This window comes from Cupriavidus sp. UYPR2.512 (genome assembly GCF_000379565.1).
In the GTDB taxonomy this organism is placed as follows: Bacteria; Pseudomonadota; Gammaproteobacteria; order Burkholderiales; family Burkholderiaceae; genus Cupriavidus.
In genome coordinates, this window is record NZ_KB902853.1 from 116,042 (window position 1) to 135,649 (window position 19,608).

General features: G+C 66.8%; 16 protein-coding genes. 5 read left to right on the forward strand and 11 right to left on the reverse strand.

What is annotated here, in order from left to right:
- Positions 1-62 precede the first annotated feature (62 nt).
- A complete protein-coding gene (locus tag A3A5_RS0103215; RefSeq protein WP_026200402.1) occupies positions 63-854 on the forward strand; it encodes an HAD-IIB family hydrolase in 792 nt (263 codons plus the stop codon).
- A 68-nt stretch (positions 855-922) separates the two neighbouring features.
- On the opposite strand, the gene ntrC is transcribed toward A3A5_RS0103215, so the two are convergent.
- From ntrC to A3A5_RS0103235, 4 genes are all read right to left on the reverse strand, one after another.
- The gene (gene ntrC / locus A3A5_RS0103220) at positions 923-2,470 is read right to left on the reverse strand and encodes a nitrogen regulation protein NR(I) (RefSeq protein ID WP_018309218.1); all 1,548 of its coding nucleotides are present in this window, start codon (positions 2,468-2,470) and stop codon (positions 923-925) included.
- An 87-nt stretch (positions 2,471-2,557) separates the two neighbouring features.
- Complete coding sequence (glnL, locus tag A3A5_RS0103225) at positions 2,558-3,736, reverse strand: nitrogen regulation protein NR(II) (RefSeq protein WP_018309219.1); 1,179 nt, start codon at positions 3,734-3,736, stop codon at positions 2,558-2,560.
- A gap of 4 nt (positions 3,737-3,740) precedes the next feature.
- The gene (locus tag A3A5_RS0103230) at positions 3,741-4,316 is read right to left on the reverse strand and encodes a hypothetical protein (RefSeq protein WP_026200403.1); all 576 of its coding nucleotides are present in this window, start codon (positions 4,314-4,316) and stop codon (positions 3,741-3,743) included.
- A 140-nt stretch (positions 4,317-4,456) separates the two neighbouring features.
- Positions 4,457-5,872, reverse strand: a complete 1,416-nt coding sequence (locus tag A3A5_RS0103235; protein ID WP_018309221.1) for a 3-hydroxylaminophenol mutase — start codon at positions 5,870-5,872, stop codon at positions 4,457-4,459.
- A gap of 461 nt (positions 5,873-6,333) precedes the next feature.
- Between A3A5_RS0103235 and A3A5_RS0103240 the strand changes: the two genes are divergently transcribed.
- Complete coding sequence (locus A3A5_RS0103240; RefSeq protein ID WP_018309222.1) at positions 6,334-6,798, forward strand: rhodanese-like domain-containing protein; 465 nt, start codon at positions 6,334-6,336, stop codon at positions 6,796-6,798.
- A 100-nt stretch (positions 6,799-6,898) separates the two neighbouring features.
- Here A3A5_RS0103240 and A3A5_RS0103245 read toward each other — a convergent pair whose 3' ends face one another.
- The 6 genes from A3A5_RS0103245 to hrpA all read right to left on the reverse strand — a co-directional run bounded on the left by A3A5_RS0103245 (position 6,899) and on the right by hrpA (position 15,821).
- Positions 6,899-7,723, reverse strand: a complete 825-nt coding sequence (locus tag A3A5_RS0103245; protein ID WP_018309223.1) for a molybdopterin-binding protein — start codon at positions 7,721-7,723, stop codon at positions 6,899-6,901.
- 12 nt (positions 7,724-7,735) lie between these two features.
- Positions 7,736-8,635 (reverse strand): EI24 domain-containing protein, encoded by a 900-nt coding sequence (locus A3A5_RS0103250; RefSeq protein ID WP_018309224.1) that lies wholly within the window; start codon positions 8,633-8,635, stop codon positions 7,736-7,738.
- A gap of 153 nt (positions 8,636-8,788) precedes the next feature.
- Positions 8,789-9,763: a sterol desaturase family protein gene (locus A3A5_RS0103255; protein WP_018309225.1), complete on the reverse strand. Its 975-nt coding sequence runs from the start codon at positions 9,761-9,763 to the stop codon at positions 8,789-8,791.
- Positions 9,763-10,623, reverse strand: a complete 861-nt coding sequence (locus A3A5_RS0103260) for a polysaccharide deacetylase family protein (RefSeq protein ID WP_018309226.1) — start codon at positions 10,621-10,623, stop codon at positions 9,763-9,765. The genes A3A5_RS0103255 and A3A5_RS0103260 overlap by 1 nt, the downstream gene beginning before the upstream one ends.
- Before the next feature lie 18 nt (positions 10,624-10,641).
- Entirely contained in the window at positions 10,642-11,640 is a 999-nt protein-coding gene (locus A3A5_RS0103265; RefSeq protein ID WP_018309227.1) for a cytochrome D1 domain-containing protein, read from the reverse strand.
- A 143-nt stretch (positions 11,641-11,783) separates the two neighbouring features.
- The gene (gene hrpA / locus A3A5_RS0103270) at positions 11,784-15,821 is read right to left on the reverse strand and encodes an ATP-dependent RNA helicase HrpA (protein WP_018309228.1); all 4,038 of its coding nucleotides are present in this window, start codon (positions 15,819-15,821) and stop codon (positions 11,784-11,786) included.
- Between the two features lie 23 nt (positions 15,822-15,844).
- On the opposite strand from hrpA, the gene argA reads away from it, so the two are divergent.
- Both argA and A3A5_RS0103280 read left to right on the forward strand, forming a co-directional pair.
- Positions 15,845-17,311: an amino-acid N-acetyltransferase gene (gene argA, locus A3A5_RS0103275; RefSeq protein ID WP_026200404.1), complete on the forward strand. Its 1,467-nt coding sequence runs from the start codon at positions 15,845-15,847 to the stop codon at positions 17,309-17,311.
- A 99-nt stretch (positions 17,312-17,410) separates the two neighbouring features.
- Entirely contained in the window at positions 17,411-17,683 is a 273-nt protein-coding gene (locus A3A5_RS0103280) for an oxidative damage protection protein (protein WP_010809445.1), read from the forward strand.
- Between the two features lie 68 nt (positions 17,684-17,751).
- Here the strand turns inward: A3A5_RS0103280 and rpiA are convergent, their stop codons facing one another.
- A complete protein-coding gene (gene rpiA, locus A3A5_RS0103285) occupies positions 17,752-18,438 on the reverse strand; it encodes a ribose-5-phosphate isomerase RpiA (RefSeq protein WP_018309230.1) in 687 nt (228 codons plus the stop codon).
- Between the two features lie 180 nt (positions 18,439-18,618).
- Here rpiA and tal point away from each other — a divergent pair, with 180 nt between their 5' ends.
- On the forward strand, positions 18,619-19,575 hold the full coding sequence (gene tal / locus A3A5_RS0103290) for a transaldolase (protein WP_018309231.1): 957 nt from the start codon (positions 18,619-18,621) through the stop codon (positions 19,573-19,575).
- Positions 19,576-19,608: the final 33 nt, after the last annotated feature.

Below are 19,608 nucleotides of genomic sequence, written 5' to 3' on the forward strand. Positions count from 1 at the left end.
CGGTGAGTTTTGCAGTGCAATAAGAGAAATTGCCGCCAGATCCACGGTTACAATGGCCCGCCATGCAATCTCTGAACAAGCTCTCTAATACGGCGTTGCGCAGCGTGCGCGGCGTGCTGACCGACATCGACGGCACCCTGACCACCGAAGGGCGGCTGCCGGCCTCGACCTACCTCGCGCTCGACGGCCTGCGCCGCGCGGGCCTGCACGTGATCCCGGTCACCGGGCGCTGCATCGCCTGGGCCGAGATCCTGACCCGGCTGTGGCCGGTCGACGCCATCATCGGCGAGAACGGTGCGTTCTATTCGCACCTGCACAACGGCCGCCTGCAGACCCGCTTCCTGGACGATGCCCCCACGCGCGCGCGCAACCTGGAGCGCATCCACGCGCTGGGCCAGCGCATCGTGCGCGAAGTGCCGGGCTGCGCGCTGGCCTCGGACCAGGCCTGGCATGCCGCCGACCTGGCCATCGACCATGCCGAGGACGTCGCGCCGTTGCCTGAAGACGCCGTGGCCCGCATCGCCGCCATCATGCTCGAGGCCGGCATGACCGCCACGGTCAGCTCAATCCATGTCAACGGCTGGTTTGGCCTTCACGACAAGCTGTCGATGAGCAAGCTGTGCGTGGCCGAACTGCTGGGCGAAGACCTGGACGCGTGCCGCGACGAATGGCTGTTTATTGGCGATTCGGCCAACGATGCCAGCATGTTCGCCCACTTTCCGCTGTCGGTTGGCGTGGCCAATGTGCGCGACATCCTGCCTCGGCTGCCGGTGCCGCCGGCCTATATCACCGCAGCAGCCGGTGGCGAGGGCTTTGCCGAGATGGCGCAGCGGCTGGTCGAAGCGCGCGGCTGAATACGCCGCGCAAAAAAAACCGGCCAGGAAAGTCCCGGCCGGTTTCTTTGCCGCGTGCCTGCGCTGGCTCAGTCGAACCCCAATTCCTGCAGCTTGCGCGTGATGGTATTGCGCCCGATCCCGAGCCGGGTCGCCGCCTCGACGCGGCGCCCGCGCGTGACACCCAGCGCGGCCTCCAGCACCGCCTTCTCGAACCGGCGCGTCAGCACATCCATGACCTCCGGCTGGCCGGCTTCGAGCATCGCCCGTGCCTCGCCGGCAAGCAGGCTTTCCCAGCCGGCCGAGGCCGGGACCGGGACCACCGTCGCCACGGACGCGGGCCGGACTGCGGTGGCCGTATCGGCCTCTGCCACCGTCGTCGCGTACCCGCCGTAGTCGGCCAGGTCAGGTGCGCTTTCATACTCGGGCGCGCGCACTTCAGCAACGCGCTCGGGCCGCGGCGCATTGACCGGCTCGCTGGTGCCGGCCTCCAGCATCTCGCGCGGCAGGTCCTTGACCTCGATGGTCTGCGCCGGCGCCATCACGGTCAGCCAGTTGCACAGGTTTTCCAGCTGGCGCACGTTGCCTGGGAACGGCAGCGTGCTGACATAGGCCAGCGCTTCGTCCGACATGCGCTTGGGCTCGACGCCCAGTTCCTTGGCGCTCTTCTGCAGGAAATGACGCGCCAGCAGCGTGATGTCCTCCGGGCGTTCGCGCAGCGGCGGCAGGCGCAGCCGGATCACGTTCAGGCGGTGGAACAAGTCCTCGCGGAACAGCCCCTCCTTGACGCGCAGCTCCAGGTTCTGGTGGGTGGCGGCAATCACGCGCACATTGGCGCGCAAGGGGTTGTGGCCGCCGACACGATAGAAATTGCCATCGGACAGCACGCGCAGCAGGCGTGTCTGCAGGTCGAACGGCATGTCGCCGATTTCATCGAGGAACAGCGTGCCGCCCTCGGCCTGCTCGAAGCGGCCGCGCCGCATGGTCTGCGCACCGGTGAAGGCGCCGCGCTCATGGCCGAACAGTTCGGATTCGAGCAGGTCCTTGGGGATGGCTGCGGTATTGAGCGCGATGAAGGGCCCGTTGGCGCGCGGGCTGTGCTTGTGCAGCGCGCGTGCGACCAGTTCCTTGCCGGTGCCGGACTCGCCGGTGATCATCACCGTCACGTTGGACTGCGAGAGCCGGCCGATGGCGCGGAACACGTCCTGCATCGCCGGCGCCTGGCCGAGGATCTCGGGCGCGTCGACCAGGCGGTCTTCCAGCTCTTCCTCGCGCAGGCTTTCTTCCAGCGCGCGGCGGATCAGCTCGACCGCCTTGTCGACATCGAAGGGCTTGGCCAGGTATTCGAAGGCGCCGCCCTGGAACGCGGCCACGGCGCTGTCCAGGTCCGAGTATGCCGTCATCACGATGACGGGCAGGCCCGGATGCCGCGCCTTGATGGCTTGCAGCAGGTCCAGGCCCGATCCGCCGGGCATGCGGATATCCGATATCAGCACCTGCGGCTGGTCGTCTTCCAGCGCGGCCAGCGCATCCCGCACATTGGTGAAGCTGCGCGAGAGCAGGCTTTCACGGGCAAGGGCCTTTTCCAGGACCCAGCGGATTGATTGATCGTCGTCGACTATCCAGATCGGCTTCATGTGCGTCGCTTGTCTGCTCGGTGTCATTTGGTCTTCCGCATGCCCGGCCACGGCGGGTGCACCATCGCTCGCGGACGCCAGCAAAAGCTAGTGCAGCGGCAACAGGATGCGAAAGTCGGTACAGCCCGGCCTGCTCTCGCATTCGATCAAGCCCTCGTGCTGCTGCACGAAGGTTTGAGCGAGTGTGAGACCGAGTCCGCTGCCGCCATCCCTGCCCGATACCAGCGGATAGAAGATGCGTTCGCGGATGTCTTCGGGAATTCCCGGGCCGTTGTCAATGACATGCAAGTCCAATGCCAGCTTGAACAAGCGCTTGGCAATCGTGACCTGGCGCGCCACGCGCGTGCGCAGCACGATCTGCGCATCGCCGCGCGCCATGCGGTCGGCCAGCGCCTGCGCGGCGTTGTGCACGATGTTGAGCACGGCCTGGATCAGTTGCTCCATGTCGCCCTGCAGCTCGGGCAGGCTGGCGTCGTAGTCGCGCACGATCTCCAGCCCGTTGGGAAACTCCGCCAGCACCACCGAGCGCACGCGCTCCAGCACTTCGTGGATATTCAGGCTCGATACGATATGCGGATGCCGGTGTGGCTCCAGCAACCGGTCCACCAGCGTCTGCAGTCGATCCGATTCCTTGATGATGACCTGCGTGTACTCGCGCAGCGAGCGCTCCGGCAGCTCGAACTCCAGCAGCTGCGCCGCGCCGCGGATGCCGCCCAGCGGGTTCTTGATCTCGTGGGCCAGGTTGCGGATCAGTTCCTTGTTGGCCGAGGTCAGGTCCAGGATGCGCTCTTCGCGTTCGCTGCGCACCTTCTGTTCATTGGGCAGGATCTCCACCACCACGGTGTCGCCCACTGCTTCCAGCGCGGCGATCACCACGTGCACATGGGCCGGCTCCTGCAGCGGCGGGTGCAGGATCAGGTCCTGCCGGCGCACGTCGAACTGCCGTGTGACCACGGTGTCGATCATGCTGTGCAGCTCATCGGAACGCCCGAACAGGTCAGGCAGCGTCAGCTCCACCATGCCCTTGCGCGACACGCCGAAGGTGGCTTCAGCCGCCGGGTTCGCAAAGACGACGCGCAGCCCCGGCTGCTGCACCAGCAGCACCGGGTTGGCCACCACGTCCAGGCCGGCATGAAACGCCACGGCGCCCATGGTCAGCACCTGGGCGCTGCCTTCGGCCAGTGCCGCGTCAGCCGCCGGCGATTCGCCACGGACGCCGTCGGCACCGCTGACCTTGCGCGACACTCCGCGAATCAGGCGACGCATAAGACTAGTCCTTCAAATTGCCAAGCTCGCGCCGCAGCGACGCCGCGTTGGCTTCGCTGCGGGCGATGTCATCGCGCAGCGCTGCCGTGCGATCGAGGTATTTCTGATAGTTGCGCTCATTGCCCTGGCGCTCCGGCTGGCCGTTGTTGTACTCGGCACGCAGCGCCTGCAGCTTGGCCTCTTCGGCCTGCAGCTCCTGCGCGAGCACCGCGCGGCGCTCGCCGTCGCGACTCTTCTGCGTGGCACTGTCCACGCGCGGGAAGCTGGTGCCGCCAGCAGCCGCGCCGGCCGTGCTGCCAGCGCCCTTGGCCGGCGCAGCAATGCGCCCGCCCGGGACCGTCACCACCTCCGGCAGGTTCAGCTTCTTGCAGCCCTTGCCGGCGTTGCCATTGCGATACTCGGGCACGCCATTGGGCCCGGTGCAGACATAGACGTCCGAGGACTGCGCGGAAGACTGCCCGGCCCATGCGCCCAGCGTCAGCGCCACGGCACTCACCAGAACAGGGAATCCGAGACGAAATTGGTGCAGAGATTGGTGCAAGGTCAGGGTCCGGCGGGCCGTGCGAGAAGAGGCGTCCATGAACATGGCGTTAGGTTTGAACGGGGTGGAACAGGATTCCCCATTCTAGCGAGCAAAGCAAAAAGGGACAGCCGAAGCCGCCCCTTTCTGGTGCAACTGTTGCCCGGTCGCAACCTGCGTCATTCCCGGGCAAGGGCCGCTTACAGCGAGTAGTACATTTCGAACTCGACCGGGTGCGTGGTCATGCGGAAACGCGTGACTTCTTCCATCTTCAGTTCGATGTAGGCATCGATCATCGAGTTCGAGAACACGCCGCCGCGGGTCAGGAACTCGCGGTCATTGTCCAGGTACTCCAGCGACTGGTCGAGGCTCGAGCAGACGGTCGGGATCTTTGCATCCTCTTCCGGCGGCAGGTCGTACAGGTTCTTGTCTGCGGCTTCGCCCGGGTGGATCTTGTTCATCACGCCGTCCAGACCGGCCATCAGCAGCGCCGAGAAGCCCAGGTACGGGTTCATCAGCGGATCCGGGAAGCGGGTCTCGATGCGGCGGCCCTTCGGGTTGGCGACGTACGGGATGCGGATCGAAGCCGAACGGTTGCGGGCCGAGTAAGCCAGCTTGACCGGAGCCTCGAAGCCCGGCACCAGGCGCTTGTACGAGTTCGTGCCCGGGTTGGTGATAGCGTTCAGCGCGCGGGCGTGCTTGATGATGCCGCCGATGTAGTACAGCGCGAATTCCGACAGGCCGGCGTAGCCGTTGCCCGCGAACAGGTTCTGGCCGTCCTTCCACACGGACTGGTGCACGTGCATGCCCGAACCGTTGTCGCCAACCACCGGCTTCGGCATGAAGGTGGCGGTCTTGCCGTAGGTGTGGGCGACGTTCTGGATCACGTACTTCTGCAGCTGGGTCCAGTCGGCGCGCTGCACCAGCGTGCTGAACTTGGTGCCGATTTCGTTCTGGCCCTGGCCAGCCACTTCGTGGTGGTGGACTTCAACGGGGATGCCCAGCGATTCCAGGATCAGGCACATTTCCGAACGCATGTCCTGGAAGGTGTCGATCGGGGCGACCGGGAAGTAGCCGCCCTTCTTGCCCGGACGGTGGCCGCTGTTGCCGTGCTCGAATTCCTTGCCCGACGACCACGGGGCTTCTTCGGAGTGGATCTTCACGAAGCAGCCTTGCATGTCGACGTTCCACGTCACGCCGTCGAAGATGAAGAATTCGGGTTCCGGGCCGAAGTAGGCGGTGTCGCCCAGGCCAGTGCTCTTCAGGTAGGCTTCGGCGCGCTTGGCGATCGAGCGCGGATCGCGGTCATAGCCCTTGCCGTCCGACGGCTCGACTACGTCGCAAGTCAGCACCAGCGTGGGTTCTTCGTAGAACGGATCGACGTTGGCGGTATTCGGATCCGGCATCAGCAGCATGTCCGAAGCTTCGATACCCTTCCAGCCGGCGATCGACGAACCGTCGAAGGCGTGGCCGCTTTCGAACTTGTCTTCATCGAAGTGCGACACGGGCACGGACACGTGTTGCTCCTTGCCTTTGGTATCGGTGAAACGGAAATCGACGAATTTGACGTCGTTTTCCTTCACAAGCTTCATCACGTCTGCAACGCTGTGGGCCATGCCAATCTCCTGGATATTCGGCGGAAGTCTGAGAAAGCCAATTCTTGGGCCTGTCGTCACCGGCGCCGATGCATGCTCTGCCGCGCCGTCCCGACCAGCCACGAAAGGACGAGGAATGTTAGCAGAAAGCGTGCCATGCAAACGCCCCACTGCCGCCGATAGCCCGAAAAATGTGCAACGTCGGCGAACCGCGCACCGCGGCGGCGTCAGTGTCCGTCACGCAAGTAGCTGCTTCGGTGGCGAGTGGCGCAGCGGTTACACGCATCCCGCCATAGCGCCTCCTAATAAAACACCACAATGGTGCATTCAGCAAGGAGGCGCACTGTAACAGTGCAGCCGCACCAAAAAGAGTCATGCAGCGCTCCGGCAGCCGGCAATCAGGCTTCGAACCGGCCCGGCGCTATAGAATACTGTGTTGCGGTCTTGCCGCACCCATTCCATTCCTCAAATTTGTCACGCAGATGACCACCCGAGACGATCTCCTCCAGGCCGCCCGCCAGCGCCAGCAACAGAACCAGCTCCCGTATTTCGGCGCGCTGTCGCCGCAGGAAGCCTTTGCGCTGCTGCAGAACGACCCTTCCGCCGTGCTGGTCGACGTACGCACCCAGGCCGAGCTGGACTGGGTCGGCGGCGTTGACGTGCCGGACGCGCAATTCGCCCATGTCGAATGGATGTCCTATCCGGGAGGTGCGCAGAATGCCCGCTTCGTCGAAGAGCTGAAGGCGCGCGTGCCGGCCGACGTGCCGGTGCTGTTCCTGTGCCGCAGCGCGGCGCGCTCAAAGCACGCCGCGCGCGTGGCCACCGAAGCCGGCTACCACTTCGCCATGGACGTGCTGGAAGGCTTCGAGGGCAACCGCGACGACCACCACCACCGCAAGACTGTTGAAGGCTGGTGCGTGCGCGGACTGCCGTGGCACGGCGCCTGATCGCTGTCGGGCATGAATAGAAGAAGGGGCAGCCTTGGCTGCCCCTTCTTCTTTCTTGCGACCAGTCCTGCTGAAGAACCTTTTCTTTGTGAAACGGGTTCTAAGCCTGCGCCGCTTCGCGCGGCGGCTGCTCCACGGTCTCGAATCCCATCGCCTGCACGCCTTCGAGCAGCATCGCATAGGCCGGCGCCAGCAGATCGGCCGGGCCCTTGACCCCGAGGTCGATGTGGCGGCGCGCGAAGCGGTCGCCGCGCTGCACGTCGCCGACCGACGGCAGGCTGAACACGCGGATGCCCGGATGCGCCGCTTCGACCGTCTCCATCAGCGGCGTCAGCGTGGACTCCGGCGCCTCGAACACGTAGAAGGCCCGCTCCTGCTGCTGCACCTGATGGAACAGGTGCGCATAGTCGTGGTCCAGCACCCATTCCATCATCGGCCATGCCATCACCGGGAAGCCCGGCATGAAGTGGTGGTGACCGACCGAAAAGCCCGGGATGCGGTTGTAGCTGTTGGGGATGATGCGCGCGCCTTCGGGGAACTCGCCCATCTTGAAACGGTGCTGGTTTTCCGGCTGGTTCAAGTCGGCCTTGACCGGGTCGCCGCCGGCAGTCTCGGCAATGCGCAGCGCAATCAGCTCGCGCGCCTCGGGATGCAGCAGCAGCGGCACGCCCAGCGCGGCGGCCGCGCACTGGCGGGTGTGATCGTCCGGCGTGGCGCCGATGCCGCCGGTGCAGAACACCACGTCCGGGCCGGCCAGCGTGCGCCGCAGCGTGGCAGTGATGCGGGCGCGGTCGTCGCCGACGTATTCGGCCCAGTCCAGCGCCAGGCCGCGCGCGCCCAGCAGTTCGATGGTGCGGCGCAGATGCTTGTCTTCACGCCGCCCCGACAGGATCTCGTCGCCAATGACGATCAGGCCAAAACCCATATTGCCCTCGCTTCAGGAATTTTCGATGCGGCGCACGTCGGTCGGCGCCAGGTCAATGACGTCACCGTCAAGCGCCGGCTTGCCCGGCTGATGCGCCGGCGGCTGGGCCGGCACCGCCGCGCGCTCGGCCCGCAACTGCGCCAGCGCGCGCAGGCAGAAGTGGCCGAACCACAGCGCCGAGAAGATAAAGATCAGCACATAGAGCCACAGCGTGCCGGCCAGCACGAACGGGAACAGGAAGATCACCGCCGCCGACGACACCCACAGCAGCGTCGGCGCCGAACCTAGCAGCCCCACCGCCACTCCGATCACCAGCAGCGGCGTGCGGTGGCGGCGCACCAGCGTCTTGCGCTCTTCGGCGCTGGCGTGGTCGGCGAGCGCGTCATACGTCATCACGCGGTAGGTCAGCCAGCCCCACAGCACCGGCGGGATCAGCGCAAAGAACGGCGGGATCAGCCACAGCGGCAGCGTCACCAGCACCAGCACCAGGAACACCAGCGTGCTGCCCAGCGACTGGAACACGCTGCCCAGGATGCTGCCGCCATGGGCCTTGGCCAGGTCCGGGTAGCTGCGCTCCAGGTGGCGCACCACCGCCGGCACCGAGAACACGCCGATAAACATCAGCATCGAGGCGATCACCAGCGGGATCGCCAGCGCCGCCACGAACAGCGGCGCCACGATAGTGCGCATCGACTGCAGGCCGAACCAGTCAAGCGCGCTGTAGATCCAGCTGGTCAGGATGGAGGTTTCCAGGAAACTGCGCGTGGCGCCCATGATGGGGTCCCAGCCCCACCAGAGCAGGCCGCCCCACAGCAGCGTGACCAGGACGAAAGGCAGCACGGTCAGCATCAGCATGCGGGGATGCAGCTGGCTGACCAGCGCGCGGCCAAACGAGCGGAAGATATCGTTCATGCAGTCGAAGGCAAACAGGAGGAAAGGCGCCGGGCGCGGCAGTAGTCCGACTGGGCCGGACCGGCGGCAATCCGAAACACTAGCATACGCCGCTTGCCGCCGCGGCGCGCCGTGCTGCGCCGCGGGTAGAGGGCTGCCTCCAGACCTGTCGTTTCAGCGCAGCCTCAGCAGCCGCTTGATGCCGTACCACTGGTGCGCCAGGAAGCCCGCGCCGTAGTCGTGGCCCTTGCCCAGCGGCGGGGGCAGCTGGTCGCGGATGCCGGTCGGGTGGTAGGTCTCGGTGAAGACCGCGGTGCCGAGCAGCATGTCCCACCACGGGAAGATCACGCCGTAGTTGCAGCCGCCCAGGCTGGCCGGTGCGCCGTCGGCCTCATGGCCGATGCCCACGGCGTGATGGGTGCGGTGAAAGCGCGGCGAGATCAGCAGCCGCTCGCCGATGGCGCCGAAGTGCAACCGCACGTTGGCATGCTGCAGGCTCTGCAGCAGCTGCGACAACGCCACCAGCAGCACGTACTGCGACGGCTCCACGCCCACGCCCAGCGCCACCAGCGCGAACACCAGGTCGCGCAGCATGTCGTCCAGCAGGTGGTTGCGGTTATCGCTCCACAGCGTCATCTGGCGCTGGCTGTGGTGCACCGCATGCAGTTGCCACCACCAGCGGAACGTATGCGACAGCCGGTGGTACCAGTAGTCGAGCAGGTCGAACAGCAGCAGGTAGACAAAGAAGCTGACCAGCGGCACCGAGGTCACGCCCGGCCACCAGTCTTCCACATTGATGCGGTGCCAGCCCATCAGCCGCAGCTCGCCTTCCAGGGCGTCGGTCAGCGGCGCCAGCAGGAAGAACATGGCCAGCCGGAACAGCCCGAGCCGGTGGATCACCGTGTAGAAGATATCGGTGCGGATGGCGGCACGGTCGGATACCGGCTCGACCGGGCGCCATTTCTCCAGCGGTCCCAGGATCAATGCCATCACCACGATCTGCACCAGGCCCACCAGCAGCCATTCGGTGCCGGTGAAGGCTTCCTCGGCATAGCGGCCAAACCCGAGGTCATAGACCACGGGCAGCACCACGTCCTGGAACAGCGTGCCCTCAACCTGGCCGATCCAGCCGTTCAGCGTCTCCCACATTACCGCCTGCCCTCCTTTTGCCCCACTGCCTGCGGCCTGGCGATCCAGTCGCGGTAGGCCGGGTGCTCGCGCAGCGTCGCGAAACAGAATCCCTTGCGCTCAAGACCGGCGAGCAGCGGCTCCAGCACGCCAGGCGCCCACGGATCCTTGCGCGACCAGATGCCCAGGTGCGCCATGGTGATATCGCCGTCGCGCAGGCTGGCCAGCGCGCGCTCCAGCAGCACCGCGTTGGGATAGCGGTCGGACGACAGCTCATCGCCCAGGAACCCCGCCGGCGCCCAGCCGACGTGGCGGAAGCCGCACCGTTCGGCCCATTGCACAGTCTGCGGCGCGGTGCGCCCGCCGGGGGCGCGCCACAGCGGCACCATGTCGGCGCCGGTCATACCGTGGAAAGCGTCGGCGCTGCGCCGCAGCTCCTGGCAGAATCCAGCGGCGTCCATGGCCATGTCCTTGCCCGCCTGCGTGCCGAACTGCGGCCGCATGGTCACATGCCCGGCGCGCACGCTGCGCAGGTAGACATGGTCGAAGGTGTGCGTGCCGAAGGCGTGGCCGTCGGCCACCAGCGCCTTCCAGTACGGCGCCCAGGATGGGTCCAGCGAACTGTCCTGGCGCACGGTCGGCTCATTGGCCAGGAAGAAGGTGGCGCGGATATGGTGGCGGCGCAGCGTGTCGGCGATCAGCTGCGCCTGGCTCATGCTGCCGGTGTCGAAGGTCAGGTAGAGCGTGCCGGCCAGGCACGCTTTGGCGGCGGGCTTGGGGACATCAGCCGCCTGCAGCGCGGCCGGCAGGCCGCAGGCAAGCGCCAGCGCAGCCAGCAGCTTGCCCAGCCATGCGGATCGCGATGCCCTGGTGTGGTCCATGGTCCCTGCCCTGCCCGGTCAATACAGCGGCGCGCGCGTGCGGAAATAGATGCCGTGCGGCGAGCGCCCGACGCGCACGGTCTTGACCAGCTTGCGGCTGGCCACGTCGACCAGGCCGACCGAGCGCGCCCAGCGGAAGGTGACCCACAGCGTCTTGCCGTCGGCGGTCAGCTCCATGTCGTCCGGGCCCGGCGGCAGGCCGGTGATGTCGCCGACCTTGGCCAGCGTCTGCTGGTCGATGATGCTGATGCTGCCCGTGACCCGGTTGCTGAGGAACAGATGGCGCTTGTCGCCGACGGCGCGGAAGTTGTGCGCGCCCTTGCCGGTCTGGATCTGCTTGACCACCGTGCGCGTGCGCCAGTCGATCACGGCCACGTAATCAGCCCCGGTCATGCCGACCAGCAGGTATTTCTGGTCCGGCGTGACCCAGATGCCCGCCGGCGCCGAGCCGGTTTCCATGCGCCACATCACGTTCTGCGTGACCAGGTCGATGGCTACCACCTCATTGGAGTCCTGCAGCGTGATGAAGGCGATGCGGCTGTCGGCGGTAAAGGCGATATGGCTGGGGGTCTTGGCCAGCGGGAACTGCTTGGCCAGCTTCAGCGCCTTGCCGTCCCAGCGGTAGAGGTCGACACGGTCGAGCCGGTTGCCGGTGGCGACAAACCACTTCTGGTCCGGCGAGAAGCCGATCTGGTACGGGTCGTCGACATTGGGCACGCGCTGCTGGACCTTGCCCGAGACCGGGTCCAGGAACACCAGGTCGTTGCCGACCGCGTTGGCAATGATCAGCGACTTGTCGTCCGGCGTGGCGATCAGGTGGTGCGGTTCCTTGCCGATCGGGAAGGTCTCCAGCACCTTCTGGGTATCCTTGTCGATCAGAGTGACAGTTGCATCACCCGAATTCAGGATCACCACCACTTCCGCCGATGCCGGTGCGGCCAGCAGGCCCAGCGCCAGGGCGCCCACCGTGAAACCACCAGCTACAACACGACGCAATGCGAACTGCAGCGCAAACATAAGACCCGCCAGAAGAAGACTGAACCGGCGATTCTAACGGTTGAGCATGAGAATCCGCTGACGTCCAGACTGATCACCATCAAGATTTTGGCAGATTGTTGCGCCGGAGCGACCAATTGTGGTTCGCCCCGGCATTCCGACGTTCAGCGCTGCATCGATTCCCACACCTTCTGCAGCCGCTTGACCGACATCGGCACCGGTGTGCGCAGCTCCTGGGCGAACAGCGCGATGCGCAGTTCCTCCAGCATCCAGCGGAATTCCTCCAGCCGCGCGTCCTCGCCGCCGCGGCCCTGGGTGCGCAGCTGCTTTTCGGACCGCTGCCACTGCTGTACCAGCGGCGCCATCTCCTGCGTGCGCTGCGTGTCGCGCGCCGGGTCGCCCTTGAGCTTGTCGACCCGCATGGCGATGCCCTTCAGGTAGCGCGGGAAATGGACCAGCTGCGTGTACGGGGTCTCGTCGACAAAGCGCTTGCCCATCAGCCGCCCGAGCTGCGCTTCCATGTCCGCATGGGGCCCGGCGAACGGCTTGGCCTGCAGCAGCTTGCGCGGCAGTCCGGCGTACTCGGCCAGGATCGTCCCCACCAGCCGCGCGATCTCCTGCGCCAGCAGCGACAGCCGGGTGCGGCCCTCGTCCTTGCGCGCATTGAACTCGGCCTCGTTGCGCGGCAGCGGCGCCTGCATGCAGGCACGCTCCAGCGCCAGCATCACGATCTGCTCGCGCAGCATCTCCTGCGTGCCCAGCGTCATGTACTGCATCGCCATCTGCTGCAGGCCCGGGATGTTCTTCTCGATGAACTTGACCTGCTCGCGCAGCTGCAGCGCAAACAGCCGGCGCAGCCCCAGGTGGTGGACGCGGGCGGCTTCCTGCGGGTCGTCAAAGACTTCCACGTCGCAGTGCGTGCCGCGGTCGACCAGCGCAGGGTAGCCGAACAGGGTCTGGCTGCCCTTGCGGATCTCCAGCAGCTCGGGCAGCTCACCGAAGGTCCACCCGGTCAGGCCCTCGTACTTGCCGGGCTCGGCCGCGGCCAGCGGCACCGCCTGCTCCGGCGCCTGGGTTGCCGCCTGTGCCGCGGCTTGCGCGGCCACCCGCTGGAACGACTGCTGCGCCTGCCCGCCCAGCTCGGCGCGCAACTGGGCCAGGTTGCGGCCCATCTCAAGCTGGCGGCCGTGCTCGTCGACCACCTTGAAGTTCATCGTATGGTGCGCGGGCAGCGTTTCCAGCTTGAAGTCGGCCCGCTTTACCATGGTGCCGGTCTGCTCGCGGATATCGGCGATCAGCACATCCAGCAGTTCGCCCTCGCCAAGCGGCTGGCGTGCGACAAAGCCCGCCGCATATTCCGGCAGCGGCACGCAGTGGCGGCGCAGCTTCTGCGGCAGCGACTTGAGCAGCAGGTGCACCTTCTCCCTGATCATGCCCGGCACCAGCCAGTCGGCGCGCTCCTGGCGCACCTGGTTGAGTGCGTACAGCGGCACGGTCAGGGTCACGCCGTCGCGGTGGCTGCCTGGCTCGAAGTGGTAAGTCAGCCCCATGTCCACCCCGGCCACGTTCATGGCCTTGGGGAACAGGTCGGTGGTGATGCCGGCCGCCTCGTGCCGCATCAGCTCGTCGCGGTTCAGGTACAGCAGCTTGCGGTCCTTGGCGCTGTCGGCCTGGTACCACTGCTCGAAGGTGGCCTGCTGGCAGATGTCGGCGGGAATCGCGCGATCGTAGAAGGCGTAGATCAGTTCGTCGTCGACCAGCACGTCCTGGCGGCGCGACTTGTGCTCCAGGTTCTCGATTTCGCGCACCAGGCGCTGGTTGTGCGCATAGAACGGCAGGCGCGTATCGAACTCGCCCTCGACCAGCGCGCGGCGGATAAAGATCTCGCGCGCTTCCTGCGGGTTCATCGGGCCGTAGTGCACGCGGCGGTGCTGGTAGACCACCAGCCCGTACAGCGTGGCGCGCTCCAGCGCCAGCACCTGGCCCGCCTTCTTTTCCCAGTGCGGATCGCTCCAGCTGACCCTGAGCAGGTGGCGGCCCACCTGTTCCAGCCATTCCGGCTCGATGCGCGCCAGCGTGCGCGCGAACAGCCGGCTGGTCTCGACCAGCTCGGCGGCCACGATCCAGCGCCCGACCTTGCGCGCGATCAGCGAGCCCGGCCAGAGGTGGAACTTGATGCCGCGCGCGCCCAGGTATTCGCGGCCCTTGCCGTCGCCGTCCTCGATGCGGCAGCCGACATTGCCCAGCAGGCCGGTCAGCAGCGCCTTGTGCACCTGCTCATAGGTGGGCTCGCTGTCGTTCAGGCGCCAGCCCTGCTCGGTCACCGTGGTCATGAGCTGCGAATGCACGTCACGCCACTCGCGCAGCCGCAGGTGCGAAAGGAAGTGGGCGCGGCACTGGTCCTGCAACTGGCGGTTGGACTTCTTGTGCGCGACCGCGTCCTCGAACCACTTCCACAGTTTGACCCAGCCCAGGAACTCGGACTTCTCGTCCATGAACTTGCGATGCGCCTGGTCGGCGGCTTCCTGCGCTTCCTGCGGGCGGTCGCGCGGGTCCTGCACCGACAGCGCGCTGGCGATGACCAGCACCTCGCGCAGGCACTGGTGCTCGCGCGCGGCCAGGATCATGCGCGCCACGCGCGGGTCCAGCGGCAGCTTGGCCAGCTGGCGCCCGGTGGCGGTAAGCTGGTTGGCGTCGTCGACCGCACCCAGTTCCTGCAGCAGCTGGTAGCCGTCGGCAACGGCGCGGCCCAGCGGCGGCTCGATAAACGGGAACGACTCGATCTCGGTCAGCCGCAGCGCCTTCATGCGCAGGATCACCGCGGCCAGCGACGAGCGCAGGATCTCGGGGTCGGTAAAGCGCGGACGGCCGGTGAAATCGGACTCTTCATACAGGCGGATGCACACGCCGTTGGCAACCCGGCCGCAACGGCCGGCGCGCTGGTTGGCGGCGGCCTGCGAGATCGACTCTACCTGCAGTTGCTCGACCTTGTTGCGATACGAGTAGCGCTTGACCCGCGCCAGCCCGGTATCGACCACATAACGGATGCCCGGCACCGTCAGCGAGGTTTCGGCGACGTTGGTCGCCAGCACGATGCGCCGTGCGTTGGACGGCTTGAACACCCGCTCCTGCTCCTGCACCGACAGCCGCGCAAACAGCGGCAGGATCTCGGTATGCGGCGGGTGGTGCTTGCGCAGCGCCTCGGCGGCCTCGCGGATCTCGCGCTCGCCAGGCAGGAAGACCAGCACATCGCCCGGGCCGACGCGGCACAGCTCGTCGACCGCCTCGACAATGCCGTCGTACAGGTCGCGCTCGCGTGCCTGCGGGCTGCGCGGCGCGCCCGCGGGCACGTCCTCGGTGATCGGACGGTAACGCACTTCCACCGGGTACAAGCGGCCGCTGACCTCGATCACCGGCGCCGGCTTGTCGCCCGAAGCGAAATGCTGGGCAAAGCGCTGGGCATCGATGGTGGCAGAGGTGATGATCACCTTCAGGTCCGGGCGCTTTGGCAGGATCTGGCGCAGGTAGCCGATCAGGAAGTCGATGTTCAGGCTGCGCTCGTGCGCCTCATCGATGATCAGCGTGTCGTAGGCGCGCAGCAGCGGATCGTTCTGGGTCTCGGCCAGCAGGATGCCGTCGGTCATCAGCTTGACCGACGCCCCCGACGACATGGTGTCGTTGAAACGCACCTGGTAGCCCACATGCTCGCCCAGCGGCGTGCCGATTTCCTGCGCGATGCGCTTGGCGGTCGAGGTGGCGGCGATGCGCCGCGGCTGGGTGTGGCCGATCAGCCCCCCACCCTCGCGCCCCGGGCCGCGCCCGATCGACAGGCAGATCTTGGGCAGCTGGGTGGTCTTGCCCGAGCCGGTCTCGCCCGAGACGATCACCACCTGGTTGGCCAGCAGCGCCGCGGCGATCTCGTCGCGGCGGCCGGAGACCGGCAGGGCCTCCGGGAAGGTGATTGGCGGCAGCGGGTTGACCGGCCTTGGCGCACGCGGCGCACGCGGCTCGCGGGGCCCGCGTGGCGGGCGCTGCCCGGCGTCACCGGCCGGCCGGGCAGCGGCTGGCTGCGCACGGACGTCCGGCTTCCTGACCGGGCCTGGGGCCGGCCGGGACTGGGTTGGGGAGGCGGACTGGCCGGCACCGGCGCGCTGGCTCGGCGCGGCGGGTGGTTTAGGCTTGACGGGGCGTTGTTCTGACATTGGCCGGGATTATAATCCGCGGGATGAACGCCAGAACCGACGCGCCGCAGACGGCGCCTGCCTCCTCACCCGCCGCCCCCGTGCCGGCGGAGCCGCCCGCGGCTGAACTCCCCGCGCCTGCCCCGACCTCTCCCGTGCCCGCCACCGCGGCGCCCACGGCGGCCGAGCCCGAGCGCAGCGGCCCCGACCACCAGCAGTTCGTCGACTGGCTGCGCATGGTGGCGCCGTATATCCATGCCTTCCGCGGCAAGACCTTTGTGATCGCCTTCGCCGGCGAGCTGGTCAAGTCGGGCGTGCTCAATGCGCTGGTCAACGACGTCGCGCTGCTGCACGCCATGGGCATGCAGATCGTGCTGGTGCACGGCTCGCGCCCGCAGGTGGAAGAACAGCTGGCGCTGCGCCATGTCGAGTCACAGTTCGTCGATGGCGTGCGCGTCACCGACAACGCCGCGCTCGAATGCGCCAAGGAGGCTGCCGGCGAGCTGCGCCTGGACATCGAGGCCGCCTTCAGCCAGGGCCTGCCCAATACGCCGATGGCCGGCGCCCAGCTGTCGGTGATCTCCGGCAACTTCGTCACCGCGCGCCCGGTCGGCATCGTCAACGGCACTGACTACCAGCACACCGGCCTGGTTCGCAAGATCGACGCCGAGTCCGTGCGCATGTCGCTGTCGCACGGCAAGGTGGTGCTGCTGTCGCCGCTGGGCTTCTCGCCCACCGGCCAGGCCTTCAACCTGTCGATGGAAGACGTGGCCAGCGCCACCGCCACGGCGCTCAAGGCCGACAAGCTGATCTTCATCACCGAGGTGCCGGGCGTGCCCGACCCGGTCGGCAAGATGATGCAGGAAATGTCGCTGCGCACCGCGGTGGAGCGCCTGCAGAACAAGCACCTGCCGCCGGACGTGGCCAATTACCTGCAGCACCTGGTCAAGGCGCTCAAGGGCGGCGTGCCGCGTGCGCACCTGATCCCCTATTCGCTCGACGGCGCGGTGCTGCTGGAACTGTTCCTGCACGACGGCGTCGGCACCATGCTGTCCGACACCGACCTGGAAAGCCTGCGCGAAGCCACGCTCGACGACGTCGGCGGCATCGTCCAGCTGATCGCCCCGCTGGAGCAGGACGGCACGCTGGTGCCGCGCGGACGTCACCTGATCGAGCGCGATATCGCCAACTTCTCGGTGATCGAGCACGACGGCGTGCTGTTCGGCTGCGCGGCGCTCTACGACTACCCGCGCGAGAACATGGGCGAGATGGCCTGCCTGACGGTATCGCAGGAAGCCCAGGGCACCGGCGACGGCGAGCGCCTGCTCAAGCGCATCGAGCGCCGCGCCCGCGCGCTCGGCCTGGAAAAGCTGTTCGTGCTCACCACCCGGACCGAACACTGGTTCCTGAAGCGCGGTTTCGTCCACGCCAACGTCGACGACCTGCCCGAAGACAAGCGCAAGCTCTACAACTGGCAGCGCAAGTCCATGGTGCTGATGAAAAAGCTGTGATGCCGTAGGGGCAATCGCCGCCGCGCCGCGGCCCCGGTGCCCCGCTTGGCTACAATAGCGCCAGCGCCGAAGCTCTAACGAACATACCAAGGAGTCCCCATGGCCCGCATGGTCCAATGCATCAAGCTGAACAAGGAAGCCGAAGGCCTCGACTTCCCGCCGCTGCCCGGCGAACTGGGCAAGAAGATCTGGCAAAGCGTGTCGAAGGAAGCCTGGGCTGGCTGGCTCAAGCACCAGACCATGCTGATCAACGAAAACCGCCTGAACATGGCCGATGCGCGCGCGCGCCAGTACCTGCTCAAGCAGACCGAAAAGTACTTCTTCGGTGAAGGCGCCGACCAGGCCCAGGGCTACGTGCCGCCGCAGTCCTGAACCGGACCGGCCAATGACAAAAGGGGTGCCTCAGGCACCCCTTTTTGCTTGGCAGCGGACGATTTTGCTCAGTAGTCCGTGCGCTGCACGCCGTCGCCGGTGCCCAGCAGCAGCACATCCGCGCCGCGCAGCGCGAACAGGCCCACCGTGACCACGCCCGGCACCTGGTTGACGGCGTGCTCCAGGCCGCGCGGATCGTCGATCTTCAGGCCGACCACGTCCAGGATCACATTGCCGTTGTCGGTCTTGTAGATGCCGCCTTCCTTGGTCATGCGCAGGCGCGGCTGGCCACCCAGGGCCTGCAGCTTGCGCGCCACCGCGGCGCGTGCCATCGGGATCACCTCGACCGGCAGCGGGAAGGTGCCCATGGTCTGGACCAGCTTGCTGCCGTCGGCGATGCAGACAAAGCGCTTTGCGACCGAGGCCACGATCTTCTCGCGCGTGAGCGCCCCGCCGCCGCCCTTGATCATGGCGCCGCTGGCATCGATCTCGTCGGCGCCGTCGACATACACCGGGATCTCGTCGACCTCGTTCAGGTCCAGCACCTTGAAGCCGTGCTGCTGCAGGCGGCGCGTGGACGCCTCGGAACTCGACACCGCACCGGCGAAGCGCTCCTTGAATGCCGCCACGGCGTCAATGAAGAGATTGGCGGTGGAGCCTGTGCCCACGCCGAGCACCGCCCCTTCGGGCACTTCCTGCTTCACGTAGTCGGCGGCGGCTTGCGCGACCAGCGCCTTGAGTTCATCCTGAGTCATGACAACAGCCAGATTGCGTTGGGGGAAACGCGTAGTGTAGCGGATTGCGGCGGCAGGTCACGCGGGCGACGGTACAATGGATCAGGCTAGGGTGCCGGGTGCGCGCCCCGTATGCGACCTGCGCGCCCCCTGATGCCCGCGAACGATTTTGCAGACGCTCAAGCAGACCAACTAGCGACCATGAACCAGCTCGAACAACTCAGGCAGTTCACCACGGTGGTGGCCGATACCGGCGACTTCCAGCTGATGAAGCAATACACCCCGCAGGATGCGACCACCAATCCGTCGCTGATCCTGAAGGCGGTACAGAAACCCGAATACCGCCACCTGCTGGAGCGGGCCGTGCGCGACCACCACGGCAACGGCGGCGTCGATGCGGTGATGGACGAAGTGCTGATCGCCTTTGGCTGCGAGATCCTGGCGATCGTGCCGGGCCGCGTTTCGACCGAGGTCGATGCGCGCCTGTCCTTCGACACCGAGGCCAGCGTGGCCAAGGCGCGCCACCTGATCCAGCTGTACGAGCAGCGCGGCATCGCGCGCGAGCGCGTGCTGATCAAGGTCGCCTCCACCTGGGAAGGCATCCGCGCGGCCGAGATCCTGCAGCGCGACGGCATCCGCTGCAACATGACACTGCTGTTCTCGCTGGTGCAGGCGGTGGCGTGCGCCGAGGCCGGCGCGCAGCTGATCTCGCCATTCGTCGGCCGCATCTTCGACTGGTACAAGAAGCAGGCCGGCGACCAATGGGACGCGGCCGCCAACGGCGGCGACAACGACCCCGGTGTGCGCTCGGTGCGCCAGATCTACGACTACTACAAGAAGTTCGGCTACCCGACCGAGGTGATGGGCGCCAGCTTCCGCAGCACCGCGCAGATCCTGTCGCTGGCCGGCTGCGACCTGCTGACCATCAGCCCCGAGCTGCTCGAGCAACTGGCCGCCGGCCAGGGCCCGGTGGCGCACAATCTTTCGGTGGACCAGGCCCAGGCCGCCAATATCGCCCGCATCGCGGCCGACGAGGCGTCCTTCCGCTGGCAGTTGAACGAGGATGCGATGGCGACCGAGAAGCTGGCCGAAGGCATCCGCCTGTTTGCGGCGGATGCGGTCAAGCTGGAGAAGCTGATCGGCGAGATTGCGAAATAAGCGCCAGTTCAGCGCAAGACAGGCCCGGGCGGC